Origin of the sequence: Delftia sp. JD2 (assembly GCF_001682645.1) — a bacterium.
GTDB classification, from domain to species: Bacteria; Pseudomonadota; Gammaproteobacteria; order Burkholderiales; family Burkholderiaceae_C; genus Comamonas; species Comamonas acidovorans.
Genome location: NZ_LFJT01000025.1, coordinates 39319 through 59884, shown reverse-complemented (window position 1 = coordinate 59884; position 20566 = coordinate 39319). Strand labels below are relative to the sequence as shown.

Below are 20566 nucleotides of genomic sequence, written 5' to 3'. Positions count from 1 at the left end.
GCCAGCCCCCGGAGGGCGGGGCCGCAGGGCGCTTTTCACAAGCCTCCTCACCCAACAGGCCGCCACGTGACCTTGCATCTGACACAGTTGGAGGGTGGAAACGCTCTCAGCTCGTTCCGCGCCCAGCAGCTCCTGACCGAACTGGTCTCCATCCATCCCAAAATCACCGGCATTGCCGCGCGCTTCGTGCACCTGGTGGCCACGGACGCCGCACCCACGCCCGCATTGCAAGAGCGCCTCCAGGCGCTCTTGACCTATGGAGACCCCTATGAAGGCCCGGCCGACGGTGCCGCCCTGGTGGTCACTCCGCGCCTGGGAACGATCTCCCCATGGGCCTCCAAGGCCACGGACATTGCCCGCAACTGCGGCCTGGGCGTGTTCCGCGTGGAGCGCATCACCGAATACCGCATCGCCTTCAAGACCGGCCTGCTGAGCAATGTGCTGGGCAGCGCGCCTGAGCTTTCGGCCGAGCAGACTGCACGGATCGCCGCCTTGCTGCACGACCGCATGACCGAGTCGGTCTTCGCCACGCGCGCCGAGGCCGAGCAACTGTTCTCCGCCCTGGACGCCGCTCCCATGGAGTTCGTCGATGTGCTGGGCGGCGGCCGCGCCGCGCTGGAGACCGCCAACCGCCAATGGGGCCTGGCCCTGGCCGACGACGAGATCGACTACCTGGTCGATGCCTTCAAGGGCCTCAAGCGCAATCCCACGGACGTGGAACTGATGATGTTCGCGCAGGCCAACAGCGAGCACTGCCGCCACAAGATCTTCAACGCCCAGTTCACCATCGACGGCGAGGCCCAGGACAAGAGCCTGTTCGGCATGATCCGCAACACGCACCAGGTCTCGCCCCAGCACACGGTGGTGGCCTACTCGGACAACGCCTCCATCATGGAAGGCCATGAGGTCGAGCGCTTCGTCGCCACCTTCGAGGCGGCCCTGGACAAGATCAAGGCGCCCAGCTACCAGAAGAAGCAGGCCGTCAACCATGTGCTGATGAAGGTGGAGACGCACAACCACCCCACGGCCATCTCCCCCTTCCCCGGCGCATCGACCGGCGCGGGCGGCGAGATCCGCGACGAGGGCGCCACGGGCCGCGGCTCCAAGCCCAAGGCCGGCCTGTCGGGCTTCACGGTCTCCAAGCTGTGGGGCAGCGAAGTGGGCAAGCCCGAGCACATCGCCAGCCCGCTGCAGATCATGATCGAGGGCCCGCTCGGTGGCGCGGCCTTCAACAACGAATTCGGCCGTCCCAACCTGACCGGCTATTTCCGCGAGTACGAGCAGCAAGTCGGCGTGGGTGCCGATGCCGTGATGCGCGGCTACCACAAGCCCATCATGATCGCGGGCGGCCTGGGCGTGATCGACTCCGAACTGACTCAGAAGATCGAGTTCCCCGCCGGCACCCTGCTGATCCAGCTGGGCGGCCCCGGCATGCGCATCGGCATGGGCGGCGGCGCTGCCAGCTCCATGGCCAGCGGCACGAACGCGGCCGAGCTGGACTTCGATTCCGTGCAGCGCGGCAATCCCGAGATCGAGCGCCGCGCCCAGGAAGTCATCAACCACTGCTGGGCCCAGGGCGACAAGAACCCCATCCTGGCCATCCACGACGTGGGTGCCGGCGGCCTGTCCAATGCCTTCCCCGAGCTGACCAACGATGCAGGCCGTGGCGCGCGCTTTGACCTGCGCGCCGTCAACCTGGAGGAATCCGGCCTGGCGCCCAAGGAAATCTGGTCCAACGAAAGCCAGGAACGCTATGTGATGGCCATCGCTCCCGAATCGCTGGCCGAGTTCACGGCCTTCTGCGAGCGCGAGCGCTGCCCGTTCGCCGTGATCGGCACGGCCACGGAAGAACGCCAGCTGGTGCTGGAGGACACGGCGGTGGCCTCGGGCGACCAGAAGTTCCCCGTGGACATGCCCATGAACGTGCTGCTGGGCAAGCCGCCCAAGATGCACCGCGACGTGGCCACCGTGCAGCGCGAGCTGCCGCCCATGGACCTGACCGGCGTGCCCCTGGAAAAGGCCGTGATCGACGTGCTGGCCCATCCCACCGTGGCCTCCAAGCGCTTCCTGATCACCATTGGCGACCGCGCCGTGGGCGGTCTCACGCACCGCGACCAGATGGTCGGCCCCTGGCAGGTGCCCGTGGCCGACGTGGCCGTGACCCTGGCCGACTACCGTGGCTTCAAGGGCGAGGCCATGGCCATGGGCGAGCGCACGCCGCTGGCCTCCATCAACGCCCCGGCGTCGGGACGCATGGCCGTGGCCGAGGCCATCACCAACATGCTGGCCGCGCCCATCGAGCTGTCCAAGGTCAAGATGTCGGCCAACTGGATGGCGGCCTGCGGCGAGCCCGGCGAAGACGCGGCGCTCTACGCCACCGTCAAGGCCGTGGGCATGGAGCTGTGCCCGCAGCTGGACATCTCTATCCCCGTGGGCAAGGACAGCCTGTCCATGCGCACCCAGTGGAACGAGGGCGGCCAGGTCAAGAAGGTGACCTCGCCCGTCAGCCTGATCATCACGGGCTTCGCCTCCATCGACGATGTGCGCGGCACGCTCACGCCCCAGCTGGACGCCTCGGAAGACGACAGCACCCTGGTCCTGGTGGACCTGGGCCGCGGCAAGATGCGCATGGGCGGCTCCATCCTGGGCCAGGTGCTGGGCCAGTCCGGCAATGAAACGCCTGACCTCGATGACGCCAAGGACCTGATTGCCCTGGTCGATGCCGTCAACGACCTGCGCGCCAAGGGCCAGATCCTGGCCTACCACGACAAGGGCGACGGCGGCCTGCTGGCCACCGTGGCCGAGATGGCCTTTGCCGGCCATGTGGGCGTGGCCATCAACGTGGACATGCTGGTCACCGAAGGCGACGGCATCAGCGACAGCCGCATGGACTCGGGCGAAGGCAAGAACTGGGCCTCCCAGATCAGCGGCCGCCGCGACGACATGACGCTGCGCGCACTGTTCAACGAAGAGCTGGGCGCCGTGCTGCAGATCCGCACGGCCGACCGCGCCGCCGTGCTGCAGACCCTGCGCGAGCATGGCCTGTCCACCTGCAGCCACATCATCGGCAAGACGCGCCCCGTCTCGTCCAAGGTCGATGCGGGCAAGGGCGAACTGCAGGTCTGGCGTGATGCCAAGTCCGTCTTCGGCGCCTCGCTCAGCGACCTGCACCAGGTCTGGGATGCCGTGAGCTGGAAGATTGCCCAGCAGCGCGACAACCCGGCCTGCGCCGACAGCGAGCACGCCGCAGCCGGCGAGCCTGCCGACCCCGGCATGCACCTGCACCTGACGTTCGACCCGGCCGAGAACCCCGCCGCACCCTTCCTGAGCCTGGGCGCGCGCCCCCGCGTGGCCGTGCTGCGCGAGCAGGGCGTGAACTCCCATGTGGAAATGGCCTACGCCTTCACCGAGGCCGGCTTCGACGCGGTGGACGTGCACATGACCGACCTGCAAAGCGGCCGCGCGCAGCTGCAGGACTTCGCCGGCGTGGTGGCCTGTGGCGGCTTCAGCTACGGCGACACGCTGGGCGCCGGCATCGGCTGGGCGCGCTCCATCACCTTCAACGACAGCCTGTCCGCGCAGTTCCAGCAGTTCTTTGGCCGCAGCGACACCTTCGGCCTGGGCGTGTGCAACGGCTGCCAGATGTTTGCCGAGCTGGCCGACATCATTCCCGGTGCCCAGGACTGGCCGCGTTTCACGCAGAACCAGAGCAACCGCTTCGAGGCGCGCCTGTCCATGGTGGAAGTGCTGGAGTCGCCCAGCCTGTTCCTGCAGGGCATGGCCGGCAGCCGCCTGCCCATCGCCGTGGCCCACGGCGAAGGCTTTGCCAACTTCCGCTTCCGCGGCAATGCGGACAAGGCCATCGCCTCCATGCGCTATGTGGACAACCACGGCAAGGCCACCGAGCAGTACCCGTTCAACCCCAACGGATCGGCCGGCGGCCTGACGGCAGTGACCACGGCCGACGGCCGCTTCACGGCCATGATGCCCCACCCCGAGCGCGTGTTCCGCAACGTGCAGATGAGCTGGACCAACGGCGACAAGTCGGAATTCAGCCCCTGGATGCGCGTGTGGCGCAACGCCCGCAAGTGGCTGGGTTGATGCACTGAGCGACGCTGCAAAGCAGACAAAGGCCCTTCGGGGCCTTTGTCTTTTGCGTCTGTCCTTACTGCTCCAGCATCTGCCCTGTGCGCGCGCGGGCCTGCTGGACCAGGGTGGAGATCAGCACCGTCTCGGGCAGGTTGTGCCAGTAGCGGCGCGGCATCTCGCGCAGCATGGCCTGCTCCTTCAGGCGCGCCGGGTTGAAAGTGCTGGCGTAGTAGGTCAGCCACAGGGCCTCGCCCGCGTCGGCTGGCGGGGCATCGCTGCGGCGCGCGCCGGGCGCCAGGCGCAGCGCATGGCCGTCCCAGTGCGCGCTGCATTGTGGCGTGAGGATGGCCCAGTGCATGTTGGCAAAGCGCTTGCAGAAGAAGGGCGCCGCCGCGCGCACGATGTGGTGCTCGGGCTCGAACCAGGCAATGTGCAGATCGGGCTGGTCCGGCCGCTGCGTGGTCCGAAAGCGCACAAAGGCGTGCATCTTGTGGATCTCGCGCGAGACGGGGCGGGCCAGGGCCTCGATGGCGCGCCAGTCCGCATCCAGCGCATCCAGCCGCAGTTCGGGCCGGGCCTGCATGCGCGCCAGCCAGCGGTGGCATAGCTCGAAGCGGCCTGCCGCGCGGTGCATGCAGGCATGGCGCAGCGCGGACATCTGGGTGTCCGACAGGGACAGCCCTGCCTCGCCGGGGCCGGCCAGCCCGGCGAGTGCCGAGGCGGGCATGGCCTGCTGCGGCGTGCTGGAAAACAGGTCCACGCCCGCGCCGAGTTGCTGCGCACCCCGCGTGTCGGGCCACCGCCAGCGCACCAGAGCGGGGTCGGCGCCATGGGCCAGCAGCGCCCGGCAGGCTGCGCGAAAGCCGGGCCAGTCGTCGGGGCTGTCGAGTTCGATGGTGAGAGCCTGTGCTTGCATGGCGTGCTCCAGGCGCTAGAACAGGCTGGCCTGCAGCGCGCTTTGCACGCGCATGCCGCTGTGCCGTGCCTGGGCCTGGGCCTGGCTGGCCTGCGACTGCGCGATCAGCCGGGTGCGCAGCGCGGCCGAGTCGGTCTCGCCCAGCAGGGGCCGGTGGCCGTCGATCAGCACGAAGGGCAGGGCCTTTTGCACGGGGGCGCGCAGCCGCAGCAGATCGTCCAGCCGCAGCCTGCGCACGCGGCGCGCCGCCAGCAGGCGGTCCACCGTCTGCGTGCCCAGGCCCGGCACGCGCAGCAGCAGGCTGCGCGGCGCACGGTTGAGGTCCACGGGGAACTGCTGTCGGTTGGCCAGTGCCCAGGCCAGCTTGGGGTCGATCTCCAGGTCCAGCATGCCGTGGCGGCTGGCCGCCGCGATCTCGCCCGCCCCGTAGCCGTAAAAGCGCATCAGCCAGTCGGCCTGGTAGAGCCGGTGCTCGCGCATGAGGGGCGGCGCCTGCGGCGGCAGATCGCGCGAGGCATCGGGAATGGGGCTGAAGGCCGAGTAGTACACGCGGCGCAGGCCGTAGCCCGCATACAGCGTGTGGCTGGATTCGAGGATGTCGGCATCGGTTGCGCGGTCGGCGCCCACGATCATCTGCGTGCTCTGCCCGCCCGGCGCAAAGCGCGGCACGGCGGCGCGCTGCGCGGGCGCGCCGGGCAGGGACTGCGCCTGGCGCTGCTCGCGCGTGGCCGCGCGCCAGGCCTGCACATGCCGGTCCACGCCCTGCATGGCCTGGCGTATGCGCTGCCCATCCTTTTCAGGCGCGAACTGCGCCAGGCCGCTGGCCGTGGGCAGTTCCACATTGATGCTCAGGCGGTCGGCATGGCGGCCTGCCTGGGCCAGCAATTCGGGGGCGGCATCCGGGATGGTCTTCAGATGGATGTAGCCGCGAAAGTCATGCTCCTCGCGCAGGCGGCGCGCCACTTCCACCAGTTGCTCCATGGTGTAGTCGCTGGAACGGATGATGCCGCTGGACAGGAACAGCCCCTCGATGCAGTTGCGCCGGTAGAAGTCCAGCGTCAGCTGCACCACCTCGGCCACCGTGAAGCGGGTGCGCTGCACGTTGGAGCTCTTGCGGTTGATGCAGTAGCGGCAGTCGAAGATGCAGACATTGGTCAGCAGGATCTTGAGCAGCGAGATGCAGCGCCCGTCGGGCGCATAGCTGTGGCAGATGCCCATGCCGGTGACCGAGCCCATGCCCTTGCCGTCCAGCGAGTCGCGCCCCTGCGATCCGCTGGAGGCGCAACTGGCGTCGTACTTGGCGGCGTCGGCGAGGATGAAAAGTTTGCGTTGCAGCTCCATGGCTGTATAAATATACAGTATATTTGCCTGGCACGTCCGGTTTTCTAAGAACCCATCCCCCAGCCAGGGTCTGGTCCGGCCTTGCCTGGCTGCGGGTGGAACGCACTGTCGCGCTATCGCAATGGCCAGCGGATTGCAATGGTTGCCAGTGCAATGGAATGAAACCGTTTTCAGTGCGGAATGAGTGCTCGCTTTCTATCGGTGGCGATGTGCATCGCAGGAAATGGTGAATGCGTGTTTTCTGCGTCTTTCGCAATGCCTGAAGGCTGGCATGGCTTGGTGCCATCAATGCACGCGCTGATATAGCGCAGCTGGCTGCGCGCCATGTGGTTCCACATTCATGGGAGAGAGGCTGGGTGTTGTTGTGAATTGTTTCAAATTGCCGATAACTATTGCTGATAGGCTTTCGGGTTTGCCGGGCAGTGCCGTTTCATTCAATGCGCCCGGTGATGACAAACACTTGGAGAGGGAGCTTCGGTGTCGCGTGTATTAGGAACAGAGAGCGAAGTGCTGGCGCTGTCGCCGGACGCCTCATCCAGCAAGGCCGCCAAGGGCCTGCAATCGCCCGCCAAATGGCCCGCCATGGGCGCCAATGATGTGGCGGTCTGGGGTGAATGCCAGGGCAGCGGCAGCAAGCCCTACCAGACCCAGGTGGACCTGTCGGGGCCTTCCTTCAAATGCTCTTGCCCCAGCCGCAAATTCCCCTGCAAGCACGGGCTGGCGCTGATGCTGATGCGTGCCGGCGGGCAAGTCCCCGAAGGCGGTGATCCGCCCGCCTGGGTGCAGACCTGGCTGGACAGCCGCCAGGAAAAAGCCGAGAAGAAAGAGGCAAAGGCTGCCGCCGCAGCGGCCGAGCCGCCACCCGATCCCGAGGTCGCGGCCAAACAGCAGGCCAGGCGCGAGGACAAGCGCTGGGACAAGGTCGAAGCCGGCCTGCAGGAGCTGTCGCTGTGGATGCAGGACATGGTGCGTGCTGGCCTGGCCAACCAGGCCAGCGACACGCAGATGCGCCAGCGCTGGAACAACATGGCCGCGCGCATGGTCGATGCGCAGGCCACGGGCATGGCGGCGCGCATCAAGGACTGCCGGGATCTGGTGGACAGCCACCGCGACTGGCCGCGCGACATGCTGGTGCAGCTGGGCCACTGGCAGTTGATCATCGACGCCGTTCGCCGCCGCGAATCGCTCAGCCCCGAGGTCAAGGCCGACGTGATGGCCGCGCTGGGCTGGCCCATGGACAAGGCCGAGGTGCAGGCCAGGGGCCAGCTGGTCGAGGACGAATGGCTGGTGGCCGGCCTGCGCATGATCGAGCGCGAAGGCCGGCTCATGGAGCGGCGCGTCTGGCTGCAGGGCCAGCGCACCGGGCGCATGGCCCTGGTGCTGGACTATGCGCAGGGCGGGCGCGGCTTTGAATCGGCCTGGGTGCCGGGCCATCGCTACGGCTGCGCGCTGAATTTCTATCCGGGCCATGCGCCGCTGCGCGCCATTACGGCCAATGGCAACGGGCCTGCGCTGCCTGCCGATGGCGCCAGCCCGCTGGCCACCTCGGCCGGGGGCGACGTCCTGCAACTGCTGGGCCAGCGCATTGCCGCCAACCCGCTGCAGGCCACGCAGCCGCTGTGCCAGGACCGGCTGCGGCTGGTGCCCGCCCAGGGCCAGTGGTTTGCGGCCTGGCCCCAAGCGCTGGATGCATCGCCGGTCACCCCTGGCACGGCAGCGCCAGTGCAGCCCGTTCCCGTGGCGATTGACGATGCCGAGGCCTGGCGCCTGCTGGCGCTCAGCGGCGGTGCGCCCATGCAGCTGTTTGGCGAATGGGAACCCGGCCAGGCCGTGGGCCGCTGGCGGCTGCTGAGTGCCTGGCAGGCCCGCGAGGGTGAAACCGCCCAGCAATGTATCTGGCAGAACCAGGGTGATCCGGTATGAGCAACGCACAACTTTGGGCTGCGTTGCAGCAATCGGCCATGGTCGGCTCGGACCGGCTGGCCGTGCCGCCTGCGCTGGCTTCGGGCGTGGACCCGTCCGCAAGCAGGTCACAGCAGGCCGTGCAGGCCGCGCTGCAGCCCCGCGCTGACGTGCCCGGTGACTCGCCCGCCCAGCAACTGCTGCGCGCCAGCGCCGTGGCGGCCGTGTTCGAGCGGGCCGGCTGGCAGCCTGGCGCGCTGGTGTGCCTGACGGCACCGCTGGCCGTGCCGGCCGCAGCGCCTGCGGAGTCGCGCACCGCGCCTGCCGATGCGCGCCTGCACACCCTGATGGGCGACGTGCTCAAGGACGGCCCGTTCGAGCTGCAGGCCTCCATGCTGCGCACCCTGGACCAGGCCGGTCAGCGCCTGCCCCACGATCTGCTGGTGCCTGCGCTGGAGCAGGGCCGCCAGTCCGTGGAGCTGCGCCAGTGGCTGGCCCCCGTGCTGGGCGAGCGCGGACGATGGCTGGGCACGCTCAACCCGCAATGGGGCTATGCCAGCGGCGTGGAGGAAACCGCCGACCCCGAACTGGTCTGGCAGGAGGGCTCGGTGGAGCAGCGCGTGGCCCTGCTGCGCAGCGAGCGCGCAACCGATGCCGCCAAGGCCCGCACGCGGCTGGAAGGCAGCCTGAAGGAACTGGGCGCCAAGGAGCGCCTGCCCCTGGTCCAGGCCCTGGCCGTGGGGCTGGGCATGGACGATGAGCCGCTGCTCGAAAAACTGCTGTCCGACCGCAGCAAGGAGATCCGCGAGAACGCCGCGCAAATGCTCTCGTGCCTGCCGGACAGCGCGCACAGCCAGCGCGTCATGGGCTGGATGCAGTCCATGCTGCAGCAGGACGACAAGGGCCAGTGGAACGTGGAGCCTCCCGAGGAAGGCCTCAAGGAATGGGAGCGCGACGGCATCACGCTCAAGCCCGACGCCTACCACCGTGGCGGCAAGAAGGCCTGGCTGCTGGAGCAGATGGTGCAGCTCACGCCCGTGTCCTTCTGGACCCGCGCCCTGGGCCTGACGCCCCTGGAGGTGATGGAGTGGAGCCGGCGCAGCGACTGGAAGTCCTCGCTGCGCCAGGGCTGGGTGCAGGCCCTGCAATACCAGTTGGACGTGGAATGGATCGATGCCGCCCAGACCATGGGCCGCGACATGCGCCACGACGCGCTCCTGCCCGCCCTCATGGCCCGACTGTCCCGCGAGGAACGCGAGTCCCGCTGGATTGCCCAGTTCGAGCGCGACAGGCACAAGCTCATCGATGCCATCGAAGGCATGTCCCAGTCGCTGGGCGGCGCCGAACTGCTCTCGCCCGCGCTGTCGGCGCGGCTGACCGAGGCACTGCACGTGGCCGTGGGCGGCAAGCAGATCACGGGCAACTGGCACAGCTACCGCGCCGACCAGGCCCTGCTGTCCTGTGCGCGCATGCTGGACGTGACCGCGCTGGAGCGCTTTGCCGAACTGTGGCGCAAGCCCTCGGTGCTGGATGCGCAACCCGAGCCTGAGCCCGAGCCGCAAACCGAACCTGCGGCAGCAGTCACGGCCACCGCTGCCGCCACAGCCGCTGCAGTTGCCGCACCGGCAAGCATTCCCCTCACGCCCCAGCAGCAGGCGCGCCTCGAACGCAGCCGCGTGCGGCCCTGGGACGAGGAGCGCATGCGCGGCCATCTGGAGCGCATCGTCGATCTGCGCCTGGGCCTGCACCAGGCCTTTGTTGCCCTGCGCGGCCCGGCCTGAGCCGCGCCCGTCCTGCCGCGTACCCCGAACCGAACCGAATCCAACCCTTACCCCTTCCCGGAAGCACACCATGAGCCAAGTCCTGCGCCAGCATGCCGAACAGCAATTCGCCGAAGAACTCGAAGCCCTGCGCAAGGTGGACGACCGTCCGCGTCCGCCCAACTGGAAGCTCTCGCCCTGGGCCGTGCTCCAGTACCTGATGGGCGGCAAGCTCGGCAACGGCTTCGAGGTCAGCCCCAAGTACATCGGCAATCCGCGCCTGATGGAAATCGCCGTCTCCACCCTGGCCACCGACCGCGCCCTGCTGCTGTACGGCGTGCCGGGCACGGCCAAGTCCTGGGTGTCCGAGCACCTGTCGGCCGCCGTCAGCGGCGACTCCACCATGCTGGTGCAGGGCACGGCCGGCACCAGCGAGGAGCAGCTGCGCTACGGCTGGAACTACGCCCAGTTGCTGGCCCACGGCCCGTCCGAGAAGGCGCTGATCCCCAGCCCCCTGGTCAATGCCATGAAGCTGGGCAAGATCGCCCGCATCGAAGAGCTGACCCGTATCCCGGCCGACGTGCAGGACACGCTGATCACCGTGCTGTCCGAAAAGACCCTGCCCGTGCCCGAGCTGGGCAGCGAAGTGCAGGCCGTGCAGGGCTTTTCGGTCATTGCCACGGCCAACAACCGCGACAAGGGCGTGAACGAGCTGTCCAGCGCGCTCAAGCGCCGCTTCAACACCGTCATCCTGCCCGTGCCGGCCTCGCAGGACGAAGAGGTGCAGATCGTCACCAAGCGCGTGGCCGAGCAGGGCCGCGCCCTGGCCCTGCCCGCCGAGCCGCCGGCCCTGCAGGAAGTGCGCCGCGTGGTGCAGATCTTCCGCGAGCTGCGCAACGGCCAGACCGAAGACGGCAAGACCGTGCGCGTCAAGTCGCCCAGCAGCACGCTGTCCACGGCCGAGGCCATCTCGGTCATCAACAGCGGCATGGCGCTGGCCGGGCATTTCGGCGACGGCGTGCTGCGTGCGGGCGATGTGGCCTCGGGCCTGCTGGGCGCCGTGATCAAGGACCCGGTGCAGGACAGCGTGGTCTGGAAGGAATACCTGGAGACCGTGGTCAAGGAGCGCAGCGACTGGAAGGACCTGTACCGCGCCTGCCGCGAGCAGCTCTGAAGCCCCCAGTCCCGTACCGCTGACCGACCGCACCTTCTGCGCATCCCCTGTATGGCCACCTCTGCCAATCCGCTTCATTTCTTCGGCATCCGCCACCATGGCCCGGGCTGCGCGCGCAGCCTGCTGCAGGCCCTGGAGCAGCTGCAGCCCGACTGCCTGCTGGTGGAGGGACCGCCCGAGGGCGAGTCCCTGCTGCCCATGCTGCAGCATGCCGACCTGCAGCCGCCCGTGGCCATGCTGGTCTATGTGCAGGACAGCCCGGCCCATGCCGCCTTCTATCCCTATGCCGAGTTCTCGCCCGAATGGCAGGCCCTGCAATGGGCGGCGCGCCAGGGCGTGGCCACGCGTTTCATCGACCTGCCCCAGACCCACCGCATGGCGCTGGACATGGCCGAACAGGAGCGGCGCCGGGCCGAGGCGGGGGCAGCAGATGCAGCTGATGCAGGCGCGGATGCGGCCGACGAAGGCCAGGATGCAGATGCCGACACCGGCTCCGACTCCGTCGCCGCTGCGGCAGACGGCAGCCAGCTCCAGAGCAATGCCGCCGAGGCCCTGGACCGCGACGACACCACGCAGTCCGTGCCGGCTGCCGACCTGGCCGTCGATCCCTCGGCACCGTCCCCGCAGGACTGGCACGATCCGCTGGACCTGCTGGCCGAGGCCGCTGGCTACCCCGACGGCGAAAGCTGGTGGAACCGCATGGTCGAGGAACGCGGCGACGGTGCCACCCTGTTCGAGGGCATTGCCGAAGCCATGACCGTGGTGCGCGCCGAGCTGCCCAACGAAGTGCGCGGAGAACGCCATGCCCAGCGCGAGGCGTTGCGCGAAGCCTGGATGCGCCAGTGCATGCGCGAGGCCGTCAAGGCCGGCCACCAGCGCATTGCCGTGGTCTGCGGCGCATGGCATGTGCCTGCCCTGCAGGCCCAGGTCACCGCCAAGGCCGATGCCGCCACGCTCAAGGGCCTGCCCAAGGCCAAGGTCCAGGCCACCTGGGCACCCTGGACCTACCGCAACCTGTGCTCGTCCAGCGGCTATGGCGCGGGCGTGGATTCGCCGGGCTGGTATGAACATCTGTGGCGCTGCTCCGAGCCTGTGCCCGAGTCCTTGTCTCAGCCCGCACTTGCTGCCGACCCGGCACGCGCCAGCACCCAGCGCACCGTCGGCTGGCTGGCGCGCGTGGCCCATCTGCTGCGCTCCAAGGACCTGGACTGCTCCAGCGCCCACATCATCGAGGCCACGCGCCTGGCCGAAAGCCTGGCGGCCCTGCGCGGCCACGCCAGCCCCGGCCTGCCCGAGCTGGACGAGGCCATCGTTACCGTCATCAGCATGGGCGAGCGCACGCCGCTGCGCCTGATCGAGCGCGAACTCAGCGTGGGCGACCGCATCGGCGGCGTGCCCGCCGACGTGCCCCAGGTGCCGCTGCAGCGCGACATCGAGCAGCAGCAAAAAAGCCTGCGCCTCAAGCCCGAGGCGGCCGCCAAGGTCCTGGCCCTGGACCTGCGCAAGGACACGGACCGCGAACGCAGCCACTTCCTGCACCGCCTGCGCCTGCTGGGCATAGAGTGGGGCAGCGTCACCACCGACCAGCAGCGCAACCGTGGCACCTTCCGCGAAAGCTGGCAGCTGCAGTGGGAGCCCGAGCTGGCCGTGCGCATCATCGAGGCCAGCCGCTACGGCGGCACCCTGGTGCAGGCCGCCGCCGCCAAGGTGCGCCAGGCGCTGACGCCCGAGACCCCGCTGCCCGAGCTGGCCAAGACCATCGACGACGCCCTGCTGGCCGACCTGCCGCACCTGGTCGATGCCCTCATGCACGACCTGGCCGACCGCTCGGCCAGCACCGGCGATGTCTCCCAGCTCATGCAGGCGCTGCCGCCGCTGGCCAATGTGCTGCGCTACGGCAGCGTGCGCCAGACCGACACCCAGGCCCTGGCCACGGTGATCGACAGCATGGCGCTGCGCGCCGCCATCGGCCTGCCCCTGGCCTGCATGGCGCTGGATGAAGACGCTGCAAGACACATGCAGGCCACGGTGCTGCAGGCCCACGAGGCCCTGCGTCTGCGCGATGCCGAGGAGCCGCGCGAAGCCTGGTTCGGCGCCCTGCGCAGCATTGCCATGGGCGACGCGGGCGCCGCCTTGCTGCGCGGCGCGGCCTGCCGCCTGCTGCTCGATGCCCACCGCCTGGACAGCGAGGCCGTGGCCACGCAACTGGGCCGCAATCTCTCGCTGGGCGTGCCGCCGCTGGACGCCGCCGCCTGGCTGGACGGCTTTCTCAACCGCCAGGCCCTGGTGCTGCTGCACGACGACGCCATCTGGGGCGCCGTCGATGCCTGGCTGGCGCAGCTGGGCGAGACCCAGTTCACCCAGATCCTGCCCCTGGTGCGCCGCAGCTTCTCGGCCTTCTCCAACCATGACCGCCAGAGCCTGGGCGAGAAGGCCCGGCGCGGGCAGGGCAGTGCGGCCGTGGCGGCTGCATCCGCAAGTGCCGCGGGTGCCGCAGGCGCGGCAGGCGATGGGAACGACGGCGCCTGGAACGAGGCGCGTGCCGTGCTCGCCATTCCCGTACTCGATCAACTGCTGGGCCTGAACCTGCCCGCGCAACCGCTGACCCGCCTGCAGGAGGCCCAGCCATGAACACCGCTGCCACCGTGAACGATGCATCCCTTGCCGGCGCCGACCCGCAGGAGACCGCCCCCCAGCCCACCACCCGCCTGCAACGCTGGCGCCTGGTGCTGGGCCAGCCGTCCGAGGCCAGCTGCGGCGGGCTGGGCCCAAAGGGCAGCTCCATCGACGAGATGGACAAGGCCCTGGCCGCGCTCTACGAAGAGGACAACAAGGACGGCGGCCTCTCGCGCCGCGGCGGGCGGGGCAACTCCTCGCCCAGCGTGGCGCGCTGGCTGGGCGACATCCGCAAGTACTTTCCCAGCCAGGTCGTGCAGGTCATGCAGCGCGACGCCATGGAGCGCCTGAACCTGCGCGAACTCATGCTCCAGCCCGAAATGCTGGAGCATGTGCAGCCCGACGTGCACATGGTGGCCGACCTCATCTCCCTGGGCTCCGTCATCCCGCAGAACACCAAGGAGACCGCGCGCATCGTCGTGCGCAAGGTGGTGGATGACCTCATGCGCCGCCTGGAGGAGCCCATGCGCAGCGCCGTCTCGGGCGCGCTGGACCGCAGCCAGCGCAACCGCCGTCCGCGCCATTCCGAGATCGACTGGAACCGCACCATCCGCGCCAACCTGCGCCACTGGCAGCCCGACTACCGCACCATCGTGCCCGAGACCCTGGTCGGCTACGGCCGCAAGGTGCGCCGCCCGCAGCGCGAAGTCATCCTGTGCATAGACCAGAGCGGCTCCATGGCCAACTCCGTCGTCTACTCCAGCATCTTCGGTGCCGTCATGGCCAGCCTGCCGGCCGTCGCTACCCGTCTGGTGGTCTTCGACACGGCGGTGGTGGACCTGACCGACAAGCTCTCCGATCCCGTGGACGTGCTGTTCGGCGTGCAGCTGGGCGGCGGCACCGACATCAACCGTGCCGTGGGCTACTGCCAGGGCCTGATCAGCGAGCCGCGCAACGCCATCGTCGTGCTCATCTCCGACCTCTATGAAGGCGGTGTGGAAAGCGGCCTGCTGCGCCGCGCCTCCGAACTGGTGGAGTCGGGCGTGCAGTTCATCACCCTGCTGGCACTCAGCGACGAAGGCGCCCCCGCCTACGATGCGCAACTGGCCGCCAAGCTGGCCGCGCTGGGCGTGCCATCGTTCGCCTGCACGCCGGACGCCTTCCCGCAGCTCATGGCCGCCGCCATCCGCCGCGACGACGTGGCGGCCTGGGCGGCAGGGCAGGGCTTCAAGACCAGCAAGTGACGCACGGCCGGTCGGCCCCGTGACCGGGCTGGCCGCCGGGCATCTCCTACATGGGCAGGACATGCCCAGGCCCCATGATGGCGCCCAGGCAAAAAGAAGTTCCCCGAACAATTCACTGGAGTAATGCGATGGCTGGTGCTGGTTTGCTGATGCTGCTGGACGATATTGCAGCGATCCTGGACGACGTGGCCCTCATGACCAAGGTGGCGGCACGCAAGAGCGTGGCCATGGCCGACGATGTGTCCGTCATGACCAAGGTGGCTGCGCAGAAGACGGCCGGCGTGCTGGGCGATGACCTGGCCCTGAACGCCCAGCAGGTCACGGGCGTGCGCGCCGAGCGCGAGATTCCCGTGGTCTGGGCCGTGGCCAAGGGCTCGCTGATCAACAAGGCCATCCTGGTGCCGGCGGCGCTGCTGATCAGCGCCTTCATTCCCTGGGCTGTCACGCCGCTGCTCATGGTGGGCGGTGCCTTTCTGTGCTTTGAGGGTTGCGAGAAGCTGGCCCACAAATTCCTGCATTCGCCCGAGGAAGATGCCGTGGAGCGCGAGCGCCTCACCCAGGCCAATGCCGATGCGGGTGTCGATCTCGTCGCCATGGAAAAGGACAAGATCAAGGGCGCCGTGCGCACCGACTTCATCCTCTCGGCCGAAATCATCGCCATTACCCTGGGCACCGTGGCCTCTGCGCCGTTCGGGCAGCAGGTGGCCGTGCTGGCGGGCATTGCCCTCATCATGACCGTGGGCGTCTATGGCCTGGTGGCCGGCATCGTCAAGCTCGATGACCTGGGACTGTGGCTGGGCCAGCGTGCCAGCGCTGCGGCCCGCGCGCTGGGCCGGGGCATCGTCGCCGCCGCGCCCTGGCTGATGAAGGGGCTGTCCGTTGCGGGCACGGCCGCCATGTTCCTGGTGGGTGGCGGCATCCTCGTGCACGGCGTGCCTGCGCTGCACCACGCCGTGGAGGGCCTGGGCGAGGCCGTGGCCCAGGGTGCGCTGGGCGGCCTGTGGCGCGTGCTGGCGGTGAATGTGCTCAACGCGGTGGCCGGCATCGTGGCCGGTGCCATCGTGCTGGCGGCTGTCGAAGGCATCAAGCGCCTGCGCCGCCGCTGAGTCGCGGCAAACATCGCCCGCCGGCCCTGGAGCCGGCAAGGCACGCCACGGGGGCCGTACGGCCCCCGTTTGCATGGAATTTTCGCTTCGGCGCATCGCATTTGACTGTGGGCGCAAGCACGTGCATTTCCCCTGGAACTCCGCAAGGCCAGGCGTCCTCCTGTCCCTTGGCGGCGGCGCAACGCGTTTGCGCCTGCCGGCCGCCGAGGCTCCGGGAACGGCCCATTGCCGCAGCGGAGCCGTTGTCGGGACCGGGCGGCTGAATTCGCATCCGCACCGGTCCCTGGGTGTTCATCAGGGGGACTCCATGATTTCCAACCTCACCAAGGCCAGCGTGCTGCGGTCCGTCATCGCCGGCTGCACGCTCGCGCAAGCGGGCAGGGCCGAGAAACTCAGCACCGAGCGCGCGCGCACGGCGCTCAACCGCATCTGCGAGCTGCTGCATCTGCCCAACGACCTGGCCGCCATCCACGCGGAGCCGCAGCTGTACCTCGAATCCCTGGCCCACTTCGAGAGCCTGCCCCAGTTCGAGCTGCGCACGCCGCTGGTGGCCAAGCTCAAGCAGGTGCTGGGCCTGCGCTCGTCCAGGCAACTGACGCCGGCCGTGCTCGCGCAGGTCAGCGCGTCACAGCTCATCAACCAGGGCGTCTCCATCATCGCCCTGGCCGATCTGCAGGAGTGGCTGCTCAAGCATGACCTGTCGCTGATGCATGGCCCGCCCATCACGGATATCGACTTCAGGGAGGCCAGAAAGGCCATTGCCTTGCTCGACGCCTTCGACTTCGACACCGAATCGCTGGAATGGCAAATGAATCACCTGGCCCGCAAGCGCGGCCGGGCCAGGAGCCGGCCTGCCCCGCCTGCCTGCGCAGTGGAATCCCTGCCTGCCGTCAGCACCACAGGGGCTGCGCCCTAATATCGGGGCTTCCCAACAAGGCCCGATACACCATGAAGTTCTCCTTGCTTGCTGCCGCGGCTGTGGCATTGCAACTGCTGGCGCCGGCTCCTGCCCTGGCGGCCGACGACATCGTGTTCAAGGACAGCGCCGGCCGCGTGCTCAGGCGCAGCGACCTGGACAAGGCCGATGGCCGCTTCAGCTGGGAACTGCCCTCCGCCACACCCGTCAACCAGGCCGCGCGCGATGCCCATGCCTTGGGCCGCGCTGCAGGGCAGAACGGCGATTACCGCGCCGCCCTGGCACATTTCGAGACCGCCTCGAAGCTGGCGCCCCGCTGGCCCTATCCCGTCTACGACGCTGCATTCACCTACCTGCTGCAAAAGGACTTTGACGCGGCCTATCGGCGTTACCGGCGCGTGGATGCACTGGCGCCCAGGGGCTTCTTCACCGCCAAGACGGCCGTGCACAGCCTGCGCATGGAGCGTGACGGCAAGCTCCCCCAAGGCACCTACCTGCGCTACCTTGCCCTGGAGTGGGAAACCGACCGCGACAAGACGCGCCAGGCCGCCTTGGCCATGACCCGCGAGACGCCCGGCTTCGCTCCCGCCTGGAAGACGGCCGCCCATCTGGAGGACGACCCCGCAAAACGTCTCGCTCTGCTGGACAGCGGCCTGAAGGCCGGCCCCGATGCCGAGACCCGCGGCTTTCTGCTCCTGAACAAGGCCATGGTGCTGCGCGAACGAAACCAGATCCCCGAGGCCATGGTGATGCTGGGAGAGCTTGCGTTAGACCCGCAGTCTCCGCTGGATGTCGAGGCCCTGGCTCGGCACACGCTGGCGCAGTGGGCGCGGCCTTGACGCTGGCACCTGCACATTCCGCCCTGCAGCCCGCTCAGCGCAGGGCGAGCTCCACGGCTTCCGCAGACAGCCCGTAGGCCTCCACGAAGACCTCGATGCGGTCCTGCGTCTGCGCGTTCACAAACGTCTCCATGCCCACGCTGTCCATCTCCCCTGACAGCATCTGGCCCGTATTCACGGGGCGGGTATCGAGCTGCTGCGCCAGCACGCAGCTGTCCTCTCCCTCCGGCTGCAGGCCGATGAGCCCCGTCTGGTTGTTGATGGCAATCACCCTGGCTTGTCTTTGCATGCTCCACCCTGTCGTCTGAATCCGTCGTTTCTGGAATGGCGAAAAGGCGCCGCCTTGTGCAACGCCCCTGCCTGTCCTGGCGACTGTAGGCAAGGCTTGCGGACGGCGGTAGAGGTCCGGGGCTTGGTGGACTGCCAAGAAGAATTTACGAATGGTTTTCGGAGATGCTGAGTTTTCTGTTGAATGTGGCGGATGTGCCGAGGCGGTTGCAAGGCGCTTTGACCCGGCGACCTGGAGTGGATGCACTCGACGCGGCATCTGCTGTGCGATGGCCATGCATGGCGAGGAAGGTATGAAACCTTCCGAAGCGCTGGCTTTGAACCGTACCGGGATTCGCCATGTGGTCAAGTCCCACCGTGCGACCCTGATGGATGAGGCCGCCATCCAGGAGGAACTGCAGCGCCTGTTGGGCATGTCGGTCGATGGGCTGACGCCCAGTGCCTTGCCGGAGGCCTTCCGCAGCCAGGTGCTGGCCGAGGCGCTGCCGATGTGGGCAAGGCATTGCGCGCCAGCGTTCCTTCCTGATGAATCGGCAAGTGAACGGCATCTGCCGCAAACCTGCGATAGATACCTGACCAAGCACCTTCATTGCGGGTATCGCGGGCAGCCTCCCCCTCTCAGCTCCCCAGCGCCCCGCGCACGGCAGCGCGCTCTCCCATGCGCTTGAAATGCGCCTGCACCTTGGGGAAGCCGGCGATGTCCACGCCGTCGCCTTCCAGCCAGCCGGCAATGGTGAACAGATAGGCGTCGGCCACGGAATAGTCCGAGCCCAGCACCCAGGGGGCATCGCCCAGGTAATGGCGCTCGATCACGCCAAAGCATTCGGCCATGTTGGCTGCCACCTTGCGCTGCATGGAGGCAATGGCCGCTTCGTCATCGGCCCAGCGGCCTGCGCGGCGCCCGTGGGCGTGGGCCACGTGCACGGTGGAGGACAGGTAGCTGTGGAAATCCTGCATGTGGGCAAAGGCATACGCATCGTCGAGCGGGGCGAGCCGGGCCTCGGGGAAGCGGCGCGCAACGTAGGCCAGCAGGGCCGGCGTTTCGGTGAGCACGCCGCGCTCGGTTACCAGGGCGGGCACGCGGCCCTTGGGATTGATGGCCAGGTATTCGGGGCTGCGCTGCTCGCCCTTGGGGAAGTCGAGCTTGATGACTTCGTGCGGCGCATTGGCTTCGATCAGGGCGATGCGGGTGGCCAGGGCGCAGGTGCCGGGCGCGTAGTAGAGCTTGAGGGTGGTCATGAAAGAGACGGGCAGGAATGGGATACGTGCAGATTCTGCAGCCGGCGCCGATGGCCGGGCCGGCCCTCCAACTTAGTGCGTATCGCACGGCCGTGCAAGCGGCATCTGCGTCTTTGCTTATGCCGGTCCGGGGTGTTACAGCGCCCGGCTTCCTGTCCTGTCGAAAGGAGCCGTCAATCGCCGGCCGGGTCCCTGCCCTGACCGATCACCTTCATGCGCTTCTCCACATCCTTGATCAATGCAGACGGCGTGATGTCCAGGGCATCGCAAAGCTGAAACAGCATGCGGATGCTTGGGCTGTTGCGGCCCAACTCTATCAACGACACATAAGAACGGTCCATGTCTGCGCGCAGAGCCAAGTCTGTCTGCGACCAATTGCGCTTTGTTCTCAGGCTGCGCAGCGCCTGTCCGAATGCCTGATCTGGTTCCACGTTGCTTGCTCAAAATATTCAGCAAGGTTCGCTCTAGGCAATTGGTGATTTGTTGAATATATTCAGCAAAATAATTGGCTTCGATAGATTGAGCCAAATATGTTGGCGCGCGCCAAAAAAGCCTTGGCAAGAGTTCACGCAAATCAGGGGGAGGACGTAGTCAATGCACCAATGCAACTGCGACGGCGCAATGCCATGCGATTGCGAAGAGCAGGTCAACGATGCGCTGTGCCAGATGGGCGCTGCACTGAGCGTGCTGGAGATGCATGCCGAGCGCGTGCAAAGCCCGGAAATCTCTGCTGTCCGTGATCTGCTGCACCGCTACCACGAAGAGGCCCACCATGCGGCGGGCCTGGTGCACATGGCCGCGCCGGTGGTCTGCCTGCTGAACGATCTGTCTCTGAACCTGCGGCGGATCATCGCCCTGGTCGGGCGGCTCCATGGCGACGACAACGACGATCCCATCCTCTACGCGGTGAGCTATCTGTTGCTGTCTGCCAGGCGTTTTGCCGAGGGCGGGGCCTGCACGGAGGCCCTCCTGGCCGGCAGCAATGGCCGCGCCGAGAACCAGTAAGCCGCAGCCACGGCCTCGCACCTAGAACCCGGCATCACACATCGGTGGCCGCTGGCCTGCCGCGCAATGCGTTGCATGCATCCAACGCCATCCGATCCAGACGAGCAGGTCCGCGATGCGCTGTGCCGGAT

15 protein-coding genes and 1 pseudogene are annotated in these 20566 nt (G+C 68.1%); 11 read left to right on the top strand and 5 right to left on the bottom strand.

Annotated elements, in window-relative coordinates; translation table 11 throughout:
* Positions 1-66: 66 nt before the first annotated feature.
* Positions 67-4101 carry a phosphoribosylformylglycinamidine synthase gene (purL, locus tag ACM14_RS15370; RefSeq protein WP_065346624.1) on the top strand — a complete coding sequence of 1345 codons (4035 nt, stop codon included), beginning with the start codon at positions 67-69 and terminating at the stop codon, positions 4099-4101.
* A 64-nt stretch (positions 4102-4165) separates the two neighbouring features.
* Here the strand turns inward: purL and ACM14_RS15365 are convergent, their stop codons facing one another.
* Together ACM14_RS15365 and ACM14_RS15360 are read right to left on the bottom strand one after the other, a co-directional pair.
* Positions 4166-5005: a TIGR03915 family putative DNA repair protein gene (locus ACM14_RS15365; protein WP_065346623.1), complete on the bottom strand. Its 840-nt coding sequence runs from the start codon at positions 5003-5005 to the stop codon at positions 4166-4168.
* Between the two features lie 15 nt (positions 5006-5020).
* Positions 5021-6346 carry a putative DNA modification/repair radical SAM protein gene (locus tag ACM14_RS15360; RefSeq protein ID WP_065346622.1) on the bottom strand — a complete coding sequence of 442 codons (1326 nt, stop codon included), beginning with the start codon at positions 6344-6346 and terminating at the stop codon, positions 5021-5023.
* Between the two features lie 477 nt (positions 6347-6823).
* On the opposite strand from ACM14_RS15360, the gene ACM14_RS15355 reads away from it, so the two are divergent.
* The 8 genes from ACM14_RS15355 to ACM14_RS15320 all read left to right on the top strand — a co-directional run bounded on the left by ACM14_RS15355 (position 6824) and on the right by ACM14_RS15320 (position 17903).
* Entirely contained in the window at positions 6824-8269 is a 1446-nt protein-coding gene (locus tag ACM14_RS15355; protein ID WP_065346621.1) for an SWIM zinc finger family protein, read from the top strand.
* Complete coding sequence (locus ACM14_RS15350) at positions 8266-10029, top strand: DUF5691 domain-containing protein (protein WP_065346620.1); 1764 nt, start codon at positions 8266-8268, stop codon at positions 10027-10029. The genes ACM14_RS15355 and ACM14_RS15350 overlap by 4 nt, the downstream gene beginning before the upstream one ends.
* Positions 10030-10099: 70 nt before the next feature.
* Positions 10100-11182: an AAA family ATPase gene (locus ACM14_RS15345; protein ID WP_012206645.1), complete on the top strand. Its 1083-nt coding sequence runs from the start codon at positions 10100-10102 to the stop codon at positions 11180-11182.
* 51 nt (positions 11183-11233) lie between these two features.
* Positions 11234-13813 carry a DUF5682 family protein gene (locus ACM14_RS15340; protein ID WP_065346619.1) on the top strand — a complete coding sequence of 860 codons (2580 nt, stop codon included), beginning with the start codon at positions 11234-11236 and terminating at the stop codon, positions 13811-13813.
* Positions 13810-15042, top strand: a complete 1233-nt coding sequence (locus ACM14_RS15335) for a VWA domain-containing protein (protein WP_012206643.1) — start codon at positions 13810-13812, stop codon at positions 15040-15042. The genes ACM14_RS15340 and ACM14_RS15335 overlap by 4 nt, the downstream gene beginning before the upstream one ends.
* A gap of 128 nt (positions 15043-15170) precedes the next feature.
* Positions 15171-16148 (top strand): DUF808 domain-containing protein, encoded by a 978-nt coding sequence (locus tag ACM14_RS15330; RefSeq protein ID WP_012206642.1) that lies wholly within the window; start codon positions 15171-15173, stop codon positions 16146-16148.
* Positions 16149-16455: 307 nt separating this feature from the next.
* A complete protein-coding gene (locus tag ACM14_RS15325; RefSeq protein ID WP_065346618.1) occupies positions 16456-17064 on the top strand; it encodes a hypothetical protein in 609 nt (202 codons plus the stop codon).
* A 32-nt stretch (positions 17065-17096) separates the two neighbouring features.
* Entirely contained in the window at positions 17097-17903 is an 807-nt protein-coding gene (locus ACM14_RS15320; RefSeq protein ID WP_065346617.1) for a hypothetical protein, read from the top strand.
* 34 nt (positions 17904-17937) lie between these two features.
* Here the strand turns inward: ACM14_RS15320 and ACM14_RS15315 are convergent, their stop codons facing one another.
* Positions 17938-18192 (bottom strand): hypothetical protein, encoded by a 255-nt coding sequence (locus ACM14_RS15315; protein WP_012206639.1) that lies wholly within the window; start codon positions 18190-18192, stop codon positions 17938-17940.
* 292 nt (positions 18193-18484) lie between these two features.
* Between ACM14_RS15315 and ACM14_RS30735 the strand changes: the two are divergent.
* Positions 18485-18682, top strand: a pseudogene (locus tag ACM14_RS30735) (nucleotidyltransferase); the annotation flags it as partial.
* A gap of 127 nt (positions 18683-18809) precedes the next feature.
* On the opposite strand, the gene ACM14_RS15310 reads toward ACM14_RS30735, so the two are convergent.
* Both ACM14_RS15310 and ACM14_RS15305 read right to left on the bottom strand, forming a co-directional pair.
* Positions 18810-19430, bottom strand: a complete 621-nt coding sequence (locus ACM14_RS15310; protein WP_034396003.1) for a glutathione S-transferase family protein — start codon at positions 19428-19430, stop codon at positions 18810-18812.
* A gap of 173 nt (positions 19431-19603) precedes the next feature.
* Positions 19604-19861, bottom strand: coding sequence for a helix-turn-helix domain-containing protein (locus ACM14_RS15305; RefSeq protein ID WP_065346616.1), 258 nt, complete (start codon positions 19859-19861; stop codon positions 19604-19606).
* Between the two features lie 190 nt (positions 19862-20051).
* Here ACM14_RS15305 and ACM14_RS15300 point away from each other — a divergent pair, with 190 nt between their 5' ends.
* Entirely contained in the window at positions 20052-20435 is a 384-nt protein-coding gene (locus ACM14_RS15300; RefSeq protein ID WP_083571187.1) for a hypothetical protein, read from the top strand.
* Positions 20436-20566: the final 131 nt, after the last annotated feature.

Coding starts and splice junctions, on each gene's coding strand:
- ACM14_RS15340 (WP_065346619.1), top strand. CDS start 11,234: ATGGCCACCTCTGCCAATCCGCTTCATTTCTTCGGCATCCGCCACCAT.
- ACM14_RS15335 (WP_012206643.1), top strand. CDS start 13,810: ATGAACACCGCTGCCACCGTGAACGATGCATCCCTTGCCGGCGCCGAC.
- ACM14_RS15320 (WP_065346617.1), top strand. CDS start 17,097: ATGAAGTTCTCCTTGCTTGCTGCCGCGGCTGTGGCATTGCAACTGCTG.
- ACM14_RS15300 (WP_083571187.1), top strand. CDS start 20,052: ATGCCATGCGATTGCGAAGAGCAGGTCAACGATGCGCTGTGCCAGATG.
- ACM14_RS15325 (WP_065346618.1), top strand. CDS start 16,456: ATGATTTCCAACCTCACCAAGGCCAGCGTGCTGCGGTCCGTCATCGCC.
- ACM14_RS15365 (WP_065346623.1), bottom strand. CDS start 5,005: ATGCAAGCACAGGCTCTCACCATCGAACTCGACAGCCCCGACGACTGG.
- ACM14_RS15350 (WP_065346620.1), top strand. CDS start 8,266: ATGAGCAACGCACAACTTTGGGCTGCGTTGCAGCAATCGGCCATGGTC.
- ACM14_RS15310 (WP_034396003.1), bottom strand. CDS start 19,430: ATGACCACCCTCAAGCTCTACTACGCGCCCGGCACCTGCGCCCTGGCC.
- ACM14_RS15330 (WP_012206642.1), top strand. CDS start 15,171: ATGGCTGGTGCTGGTTTGCTGATGCTGCTGGACGATATTGCAGCGATC.
- ACM14_RS15345 (WP_012206645.1), top strand. CDS start 10,100: ATGAGCCAAGTCCTGCGCCAGCATGCCGAACAGCAATTCGCCGAAGAA.
- ACM14_RS15315 (WP_012206639.1), bottom strand. CDS start 18,192: ATGCAAAGACAAGCCAGGGTGATTGCCATCAACAACCAGACGGGGCTC.
- ACM14_RS15360 (WP_065346622.1), bottom strand. CDS start 6,346: ATGGAGCTGCAACGCAAACTTTTCATCCTCGCCGACGCCGCCAAGTAC.